Source organism: Candidatus Aeolococcus gillhamiae (assembly GCF_016464765.1).
Lineage (GTDB): Bacteria > Chloroflexota > Dormibacteria > Aeolococcales > Aeolococcaceae > Aeolococcus > Aeolococcus gillhamiae.
In genome coordinates this window covers 1-8,844 of record NZ_JAEKNS010000056.1, presented here as the reverse complement: position 1 = coordinate 8,844, position 8,844 = coordinate 1, and the positions used below count along the sequence as shown (strand labels likewise).

At 71.6% G+C, this 8,844-nt stretch carries 11 protein-coding genes; 1 reads left to right on the top strand and 10 read right to left on the bottom strand.

Annotated elements, in window-relative coordinates:
• Positions 1–147: 147 nt before the first annotated feature.
• The gene (locus JF886_RS04950) at positions 148–1,002 is read left to right on the top strand and encodes an NAD(P)H-dependent flavin oxidoreductase (RefSeq protein WP_337310185.1); all 855 of its coding nucleotides are present in this window, start codon (positions 148–150) and stop codon (positions 1,000–1,002) included.
• A gap of 270 nt (positions 1,003–1,272) precedes the next feature.
• On the opposite strand, the gene JF886_RS04945 is transcribed toward JF886_RS04950, so the two are convergent.
• From JF886_RS04945 to hisG, 10 genes are all read right to left on the bottom strand, one after another.
• Complete coding sequence (locus JF886_RS04945) at positions 1,273–2,157, bottom strand: fumarylacetoacetate hydrolase family protein (protein ID WP_337310183.1); 885 nt, start codon at positions 2,155–2,157, stop codon at positions 1,273–1,275.
• A 4-nt stretch (positions 2,158–2,161) separates the two neighbouring features.
• Positions 2,162–2,662, bottom strand: a complete 501-nt coding sequence (locus tag JF886_RS04940; protein WP_337310181.1) for a DUF1360 domain-containing protein — start codon at positions 2,660–2,662, stop codon at positions 2,162–2,164.
• 16 nt (positions 2,663–2,678) lie between these two features.
• On the bottom strand, positions 2,679–3,458 hold the full coding sequence (locus tag JF886_RS04935; protein WP_337310179.1) for an inositol monophosphatase family protein: 780 nt from the start codon (positions 3,456–3,458) through the stop codon (positions 2,679–2,681).
• Positions 3,451–3,780: a phosphoribosyl-AMP cyclohydrolase gene (hisI, locus tag JF886_RS04930; protein WP_337310177.1), complete on the bottom strand. Its 330-nt coding sequence runs from the start codon at positions 3,778–3,780 to the stop codon at positions 3,451–3,453. Before hisI ends, JF886_RS04935 begins: the two co-directional genes overlap by 8 nt.
• On the bottom strand, positions 3,777–4,535 hold the full coding sequence (gene hisF / locus JF886_RS04925) for an imidazole glycerol phosphate synthase subunit HisF (RefSeq protein ID WP_337310175.1): 759 nt from the start codon (positions 4,533–4,535) through the stop codon (positions 3,777–3,779). The genes hisI and hisF overlap by 4 nt, the downstream gene beginning before the upstream one ends.
• Positions 4,532–5,260 carry a 1-(5-phosphoribosyl)-5-[(5-phosphoribosylamino)methylideneamino]imidazole-4-carboxamide isomerase gene (locus JF886_RS04920; RefSeq protein ID WP_337310187.1) on the bottom strand — a complete coding sequence of 243 codons (729 nt, stop codon included), beginning with the start codon at positions 5,258–5,260 and terminating at the stop codon, positions 4,532–4,534. The genes hisF and JF886_RS04920 overlap by 4 nt, the downstream gene beginning before the upstream one ends.
• A 17-nt stretch (positions 5,261–5,277) precedes the next feature.
• On the bottom strand, positions 5,278–5,922 hold the full coding sequence (gene hisH / locus JF886_RS04915) for an imidazole glycerol phosphate synthase subunit HisH (protein WP_337310173.1): 645 nt from the start codon (positions 5,920–5,922) through the stop codon (positions 5,278–5,280).
• Positions 5,919–6,503, bottom strand: a complete 585-nt coding sequence (gene hisB, locus JF886_RS04910) for an imidazoleglycerol-phosphate dehydratase HisB (RefSeq protein WP_337310170.1) — start codon at positions 6,501–6,503, stop codon at positions 5,919–5,921. Before hisB ends, hisH begins: the two co-directional genes overlap by 4 nt.
• Positions 6,500–7,834: a histidinol dehydrogenase gene (gene hisD / locus JF886_RS04905; protein WP_337310169.1), complete on the bottom strand. Its 1,335-nt coding sequence runs from the start codon at positions 7,832–7,834 to the stop codon at positions 6,500–6,502. The genes hisB and hisD overlap by 4 nt, the downstream gene beginning before the upstream one ends.
• Positions 7,831–8,844: ATP phosphoribosyltransferase (gene hisG / locus JF886_RS04900; protein WP_337310166.1), on the bottom strand; the 1,014-nt coding region annotated here is incomplete at its 5' end. The genes hisD and hisG, both read right to left, overlap by 4 nt.

The following is an 8,844-nucleotide window of genomic DNA, read 5'->3' as shown; positions in this document are numbered from 1 at the left end:
AGCGTGCCCGCCCTGATTGCCGCCATCGGTCGTTTCCTCACCGGCTGGAACAAGAACTCCCGGCCCTTCTCCTGGATCAAGCCCGCCGACGTCATCCTCGCCAAGGCGAACCGTCTACGTATTCCTGAGTCGGTGCACTAGCGGTTTGTGCGGACGCGATTCACCGAGCTCGTCGGGTGCAGCCTGCCATTTCAGCTCGCTGCCCTCGGCGGTGTCGGCACGGAGGCGCTTGCCAGGGCTGTCGAGGCAGCGGGTGGCCTCGGCATGGTGCCCGGCCGGGTCACCCTCGGCGAGCCGCGTGACGGCGCGCTCGGCAAGGGGTTTCTGATCCCGTACCTGCCCGAGGTGACGGACGTCGTCGAGGATGTTCGTGGCCTGCGGGTTGCCGAGTTCTTCTGGGGCGAGCCCGACGCGAACCTCGTCGATGCCGCCCACTCCGCCGAGGCGCTTGTCTCGTGGCAGATCGGCTCGGCGACAGAGGCACGAGCGGCCGAGGCCGCCGGATGTGACCTGGTCGTCGCCCAGGGGGTGGAGGCGGGGGGGCACGTCCGCGGTAACCAGCCGCTCGACGACCTGCTCGCAGAAGTACTCGTCGCGGTGTCGGTACCGGTTGTGGCCGCGGGCGGGATCGGGAGTGCGGCGCGCGTGGCGGAGCTGATGGCGGCTGGAGCCGACGCGGTGCGCATCGGCACGCGCTTCCTCACGTGCCCCGAGTGCGACACGCATGCCGACTACGTCCGCGCTTTGATCGCCGCCACTGCCGACGATGCGGTCATCACCGACCATTTCGACAACGACGGGGGCTGGCCCGCCCCGGTGCGCGTTCTTCGCTCGGCGCTGGAGGCGGCTGTCGTAGCCGGCAACCGGAGCACGTCTCCACCGACCCGGGCGGCAGAGGCCCCGCTCACGATGGCGTGCTACGCCGGCCTCTCTGTTGCGCACGTTGGTGACGTGAAGGCCGCTGCCGAGGTAGTCCGCGAGCTCACTGCTCTAGTGGATTAGGGCGGGGCCTGAGGCGGCCGCCACAGCCATCGCCGCCAAGCCTCAAGTAGTCATTTTGCGCCTCCTGGCCTGCGCAGTGCGGACCGCCCTGGTCCTCCATGTTCGGCGGGGGGTCAGACGTGATGCCCGCCCCGCGCCCGAAGTCGCGGCAATCCGTCGTATTGGTAGAGATGACGGATACGGCCCTCATCGTGACGGTGTGCCACCCACGGCCTCGCCATCCGCTCGCAGGATCGAGCTCACCGACGCCAACAAGCGCTGCGAGGTGTTTCATGCGACCACCTCGTTGGCGATCCGTCCCACGCCTTCGATCTCCACCTCGCAGAGCTGCCCCGGCTGGAGCCAGGGCGGTGGCGTGCGCCCCATGGCCACGCCGGACGGCGTCCCCGTGAGGATGATGTCGCCCGGCTCCAGCGTTGTCGCCGCGCTGCAGTGCGCGATCAGCGTGGGGATGGCGAAGATCATCAGGGCCGTGCGCGAGTCCTGGCGTGTCTCACCGTCAACGTGGCAGGTGATCCGCAGGTCCTGCGCGTCGCCCACCTCATCGCGGGTGACGATCGCCGGCCCCAGCGGGCAAAAGCCGTCGAACGACTTACCGCGCACGAACTGCCCGGTGGCCATCTGCGCGGTGCGCGCCGACACGTCGTTGGCACAGCAATAGCCGAGCACGTGGTCGAGCGCATCGGCCTCGCTGATGTCGCGCCCACGGTGGCCGATGACCACGGCCAACTCCGCCTCGTAGTCGAGGTCGTTGACGAACGATGGCCGCGGGATGGAATCGAATGGGCCGCTCACTGCCGTCGTGTACTTGACGAAGATCAACGGTTCGGCGGGGACATCGTTGCCGAGCTCGCGCGCGTGGTCGGCGTAGTTGCGGCCGATGGCGATGATCTTGCCGGGACGCGCGATCGGTGCGCCCAGGCTTTCGAGCGAATGAGCCGACAGGCCGCCGTCGAAGAGCTCATCGAGCCGCTCCGCGATAGTGCGCAACGGCCGCTCCATTGATGTCCAGTCGCGCACCAGTGAGAGCGTGTCGATGACGCCGTGCACATCGACGCGCGCGGACGCGGCGGCCTCCGCCAGCAGGGCGGCGCGGTCCCCCGACACCAGCGCGGGGGCGCGTCCCTGGCCGAGCCGGAGCGTGCCGATCCTCACGCGGTTACGCCTGTGATTCGATCTTCGTCCAGGCCACGTGCATGACGTCGGCGGCGACCGATGCGGCCAACAGCGCGCTGACGTCGCGCGTGGCCTTGGGGGCATGCAGCCAGGCAATCCCCAGCGCGGTCGCTGCCCACTGGTTGAAGCAGAACGGACAGGTGAGCAGCTCGCCGATGGCGTAGCGCAGGCCATCGCCGCGCGGTGCCTCGTTGACCTCGGCGCCGTCGCCCTCCTCGACGAACTCCGTAAAGGGGGCGCGCGCGAAGCCCGTAACCTTGTCCTTGGTGATCAGCCGGCTCAGCTTGAACGCCGCCACCGCCAGCAGCGCGCCGTCGCTCAGCGTTGGGCGCGGGATACCGCCTCGGCGCACGCCGCTGATCACCCCCACCCCGGTCACCGCCGCGTAGGTGGCGAAAAGCGCCGCGTACGGGCCGAGCTGGCGCTCGCGGCCGTAGCCGGACACGAGGCCGGCGATCGACGGGCGCTGGCGGAGGGGACGCACCTCGCCAGCCTAGGGGTCAGGGACCGTCGGAGGCGTCCAAGCACGCCAGCACCTGCTCGTGGAGCAGGCCGTTGGTGGTCACCACGTTGCCGCCGTGGATCTGGTCCACACCCGCGAAATCGCTGAACCTGCCGCCGGCCTCGCAAACGATGAGCCGGACCGCGCTGACGTCCCACTCGTTGACGACCGGCTCGACCCCACAGTCGATGGCACCCTCGGCCACCAGCATGTGCGACCAGAAGTCGCCGAAGCCGCGCACCACACGGCACCCGTCCGCCAGGCGCGTGAAACCGTCCGCCCGCCCGTGGCGCGCGAAGTCGCGCACGTCGGTCACCGACAGGGTTGCGTTCGCCAGCAGGTTGACGGTCGACACATGCAGCGGTCCGTCCTTGTCGTGGGCGCCGGCGCCGCGCACCGCCCACCACCGCCGCTCCAGCGCCGGCGCCGAGACCACCGCGCACGTCTCGTCGCCGCGGTGCTGCAGCGACAGGAGCGTTGCCCACACCGGTACGCCGCGCGCGAAGTTCTTGGTCCCATCGATGGGATCGACGATCCAGCGCCACTCGGCGTCGCCGCTCGACCCCTCCTCCTCGCCGAGCACCGCGTGGCCGGCCCGGGCCGCCTGCACCCGCTCGCGCACCATCTGCTCGACGCGCCGATCGGCGTCGGTCACCGGGGTGTCGTCGGGCTTGGTGTCGACGCGCAGGTCGGACGCACGGAACCGCGCCATGGTGATCGCGTCGGCGAGGTCGGCCAGCTCGAGCGCCAGCGCCAGGTCGTCGGGGCGCTCAGTCACCCGGCTCCAGCTCCACGACCGTGAAGAAGCAGGAGGGCTCGCCGGTGTGGCACGCGGGACCGCTTGGATGGACGCGGAGCAGCACGCTGTCGTCGTCGCAGTCGAGGCGCACCTCGATCACCGCCATGCGGTTGCCGCTGGTGGCGCCCTTCTCCCACAGCTCGCCGCGCGACCGGCTCCAGAACCACGCCTGCCCGGTGCGCAGCGTGCGGTGCCAGGCCTCGTCGTTCATGTGGGCGAGCATCAGGACGGCGCCGGTGTCCGCGTCCTGCACCACCGCGGGCACCAGCCCGTCGCTGCCGAAGCGAGGCTGCGCGCTCACAGCCGCACGTCCACGCCGGCGCCGGCAAGGTATCGCTTGGTTGCCGGGATCGGATGCGAGTCGAAGTGAAAAATCGACGCCGCCAGCGCCGCGTCGGCACCTCCCTCGGTGAGCACCGCGCGGAGGTGGTCGGGCTCGCCGGCGCCGCCGCTGGCAATGACCGCGACGGGCACCGCCGCAGCGACGGTCGCGGTCAGCTCGAGGTCATACCCGCTGACGGTGCCGTCCCTGTCCATGCTGGTGAGCAGGATCTCGCCGGCACCGCGGTCCGCCACCTCGCGGGCCCACGCGACGGCGTCACGACCGGTGTCGTGGCGGCCGCCGTGCGAGAACACGGACCAGCCCTGTCCGCTGCGTCGCGCGTCGATGGCCACCACCACGCACTGCTCGCCGAAGCGAGCGGCGGAGTCGGTGATCAGCTCGGGCCGGTCGAGCACTGCGGTGTTGAGCGACACCTTGTCGGCGCCGGCGCGCAGGAGACGATCGATGTCGTCGAGGCCGCGGACGCCGCCGCCGACGGTGAGCGGGATGAAGACGACGTCCGCGGTGCAGCGCACCGCGTCGATGAGGATGTCGCGGCTGTCGCTCGAGGCGGTGATGTCGAGGAACACGAGCTCGTCGGCGTGGTCGGCGTCGTAGCGCGCGGCCAGCTCGGCGGGGTCGCCGGCGTCCCGGAGGTCGAGGAAGTGGACGCCCTTGACGACGCGGCCGCGGACCACGTCGAGGCAGGGGATGATCCGCTTGGCCAGGCTCACGACGCTGTCCCGGCCGTGAACTGCTCGATGGCCCTGCGAAGGTCGAAAACCCCGAGATGGAGCGCCCGGCCGACGATCACCCCGGCCGCACCCGCGTCGCGGCACGCGCTGACGTCGTCGATCGTGGTCACCCCACCGCTGGCCAGCACCTCACCGCGGAATCGCTCGCACACGGTGCGCAGCGTGTCGACCGCCGGCCCCGTCAGGGTCCCGTCGCGCTCGATGGCGGTGTGCACGATCCCGGCGAGCGGCCACTCGTTCCAGCGTTCGAGGTGTTCGAGCGCATCGCCACCGCCCTCGGTCCAGCCCTGCGCGCGGGCCTCGCCGTCGCTCACGTCCAGCCCGGCCAGAACGCGCCCCGGAAACGCAGCACACAGCGACTCGGCTGCGGCGGGATCGCGGACAGCGAGGCTGCCGATGACCACGAAGGCGGCGCCGAGGTCGAACCACCGCTGCGCGGCGGCCATGTCACGGATCCCTCCGCCTACCTCGGCATGCGCACCGAGCTCCACGAGCGCGCTCACCGCGGCGCGGACAACGTCGGTGGAGCCGGCGTCGGGCCGGCCGCGAGCCGAGTCGAGGTCGACGATGTGCACCCGGGGGGCGCCCGCGGCGACGAACGACTGCACGAGGTCGACGGGATCCTGGTCGAAGAGCGTCTCCTGTGCGTAGTCACCACGAAGCAGACGGACCAGCTGGCCGCCGCGCACGTCGACCGACGGCATGACCAGCACCGCCGCGCTCAGGCGCGAACCGCTGCGGCACAGCGTGCCGCGAAGTTGGCGTACACGCGCAGCCCGGCGCTTCCGCTCTTCTCGGGATGGAACTGCGCGCCGTGGACATTGTCGTGCTCGACGACCGCCACCAGCTCGCCGCCGTAGTCGGTCGTCGCCACCACGTCGGTGCGCTGTCCGGGGGTGACTGCGTAGGCGTGGACGAAGTACATGTACTCGCCGTCGGCGACGCCGTCGAGCAGCGTCGAGGAGCGCGTCATCGCCAGGCGGTTCCAACCGATCTGCGGGACTTTGCCTCGACTGGGGTCGATGCGCCGCACCTGGCCGGGCAACAGGGCGAGGCCGGCACCGCCCTCACCCTCATCGCTCTCGTCGAAGAGCAGCTGGAAGCCGAGGCAGACGCCGAGCAGCGGCCGACCGCGCGCCACCATCTCGCGGATCATCGCGTCCATGCCGCGCTCGCGGAGCGCGCCGGCCGCCACCGCGAATGCGCCCACCCCGGGGAGCACCACGCCGTCGCACCCCGCCAGCCGCTCGGGATCGTCGCTGATCACGGGGTCCGCCCCGCACGCACGCAGGGCTCGTTCGACGCTGCGCAGGTTGCCCACCCCGTAGTCGCAGATGCCGACGCGCACCGACTGGGTGACATTCACAGACTTCCCTTGGTGGAGGGGATGCCGACCCCGATCACGGTCAGAGCATCCCGTGTCGCCAGCCCGAGCGCTTTGAACGCGGCCTCCGCGATGTGGTGCAGGTTGTCGCCGCGGATGAGGTCGAGGTGGAGGCTGATGCCGGCAGTCTGGGCGTAGCCGCGCACGAACTCATGGAGCACGCTGACGTCGAAGTCGTTGATGCGCCCGTGCAGCGCGGCCATCTCATAGACCACGTGCGGCCTCTTGCTGTAGTCGAGCGCGCAGCGCACCAGCGATTCGTCCAGAGGTGCGTAGGTGTGGCCGAAGCGGGCGATTCCGGCGCGGTCGCCGAGCGCTTCCGCGACGCACGATCCCAGCACGAGCCCGGTGTCCTCGACGAGGTGGTGCGCGTCCACCTCGACGTCACCACGGCCGCTGAGTTCGACGTCCATGCCGCTGTACTTGACGAACGACTCGATCATGTGGCGGAAGAAGGGGAGGGGCAGCTCGATATTCGCCCGTCCGCTGCCCTCCACGGTCACCGTGCACTCGATGCGCGTCTCCTTGGTCTCGCGCACTGTGTGCGCGCGCCGCTCGCTCATCGCGCTCGCTGCCCCATGCGCAACCGGATCGCCTGCTCGTGCCCGTACAGGCCCTCGGCGGCGGCCAGCGTCACCGCCACCGGGGCCAGCGTGTCGAACTCCTCGCGGGTGAGGTCGACGACCGACGGCCAGCGCACGAAGTCCATCACCGACAACGGTCCCCGATAGCGCGCTGCGCCCTGCGTCGGCAGCGTGTGGTTGGGGCCGGCGACGTAGTCGCCCATGGACACCGGCGACAGCGCGCCGCAGAACACCGCGCCGGCGCCACGGACCCGGTCGCGCAGCGCCTCGGCTGCGCCTCCCTGAAGCGAGAGGTGCTCGGGTGCGAAGGCGCGCACCATCGGCAGCGCGCTCTCTAGGTCGTCGACAACCACCACGGCGCCGTGCCTGCCGGCGGAGTCGGCGATGATCCCGGCCCGCGCCGCGGCCGGTGCAACGCGGTCGAAGCTCGCCTTGACTGCGTCTGCGAGCGCGCTGCTGTCCGTGATGCAGACCGCCCACGCCAGCGGGTCATGCTCGAGTTGGGAGACGAGGTCGGCAGCGATGTCGTCGGGGTCGGCGCCCTCGGACGCCAGCACCATGATCTCGCTCGGCCCGGCGAGCTGGTCGATGTCGACGGCGCCGAACACCTCGCGCTTAGCCAGCGTGACGTAGAGGTTGCCCGGTCCAACCACCTTGTCGACGGCGGTGATCGTCCCCGTCCCGTAGGCGAGGGCGGCGATCGCCTGGGCGCCGCCGATGGCGTGCACCTCGTCGACCCCGAGCAGGTGCGCCGCCGCGGCGACGAGCGGGTGGACGGTGCCGACGAGCGTCGCCGGACTGGTGATCGCGATCGACTCCACGCCGGCCTCCTGCGCGGGAATGACGCTCATGAGCACGGTGCTCGGGTACGCGGCGCGGCCGCCGGGCACGTAGCAGCCGACGCGGCGCAGCGGTTCGGGGCGCAGGCAGAGCCGCGGCTCTCCGCGCAGGCGCGCGTCCACCTGGAGCGCGTGGAAACTGCGCAGGCGGTCGGCCGCCGCGCTCAGCGCGTCGCGGAGCGGCGCGTCGAGGTCATCCCAGCAGCTCCGCATCCACGCGGGGTCGGCGCGAGAACCCTCGACGTGGGCGCTGTCGAGCTTTTCGGTCCACTCCACGACCGCGGCGTCACCGCGATCGCGCACGTCGGCGACGATCTCGCGCACCGCGTCGACCGCCGCGATGCTCCGCCCAAACAGGCCGCGCAGCCGCTCCGCGGCGGCAGCGTCGGGCTCGGGGATGGTGAAGCGCCGCTCCGCCCCGCCCGCGTGCGCCTGCCACTGCTCGCGCGTCAGCACCGGCAGCGCGGTCACATTCCCCGCTCCTCGACGGTGCGGCGCAACGTGGTGGCCAGCGCGGTGATGGCGGCGCTGCGCGTCTTCATCGAGGCCACGTTGACCACCAGGCGGGCGGTGGAGGTGGCGATGGTGGCCACCTCGCAGAGCCGGTTGGCGCGCAGCGTGGCGCCAGTGGCGACGAGATCGACGATGCCATCGGACAGGCCGGCGGACGGTGCCAGCTCCACGGAGCCGTGCAGGCGGATGAGCTCGGCGCCGTCACCGCGGCCCGCGAAGAACCGCCGCGCCGCCTGCGGGTACTTGGTGGCCACGCGCAGCGCCGCCGGCCAGCTGCCGCCCGCCAGCGCCGACCCCTCCGGGGCGGCGAGCACCAGCCGGCACACACCGAAGCGCAGGTCGGCGAGCTCGTACAGCTCGCGGCGCGACTCCCAGAGCACGTCCTTGCCGACGATACCGCAGTCGCACGCCCCCATCTCCACGTACACCGGCACGTCTGTGGGGCGCACGGTGATGACCTCGTGGTCGCCGACGTCGAGATGGAGGCGGCGTTCGAAGGACTCCGGGCGCAGCTCGGGCGCGACGCCCGACTCGCGCAGCAGGGCGCAGGCGTCGGTCAGCAGCGCCCCGGTGGGCACCGCGATGCGCAACCCTTCTCCGGCGCGCGGCGTCGCCGACTCACGGCGGCGGGTGATCGCGTCGTGGCAGCGATCGGCGTGGACCACGAAGCCGGTGGCCGGCTGGACCAGCCCGAAGCGCTCGAGCAGGGAGTCGTACCGTCCGCCCGCGCCGAGCGGGAAGCCCACGTCTCCGCTGAACAACTCGAAGGTGGGCCCGGTGTAGTAGTTCCAGTCGCGGACTGCGCCGAGGTCGAGGTGGACGCGGTCCTCGAGGCGGCGCTCGCGGAGCAGCTCCCACAGCCGGGCGAGCTCGTCGAGCGCGCGCAGCGGCTGCTCCGCGGTCAGGCCCGCGCGAGCCTGCTCGAGCAGCTCGCGGCCGCCGCGCAGCGCCGGGAAGCGGAGCAGGAG

Excerpts from the sequence above, each read along its gene's own strand:
- hisB (WP_337310170.1), bottom strand. The coding sequence starts at position 6,503 with ATGAGCGAGCGGCGCGCGCACACAGTGCGCGAGACCAAGGAGACGCGC.
- JF886_RS04920 (WP_337310187.1), bottom strand. The coding sequence starts at position 5,260 with ATGCCGTCGGTCGACGTGCGCGGCGGCCAGCTGGTCCGTCTGCTTCGT.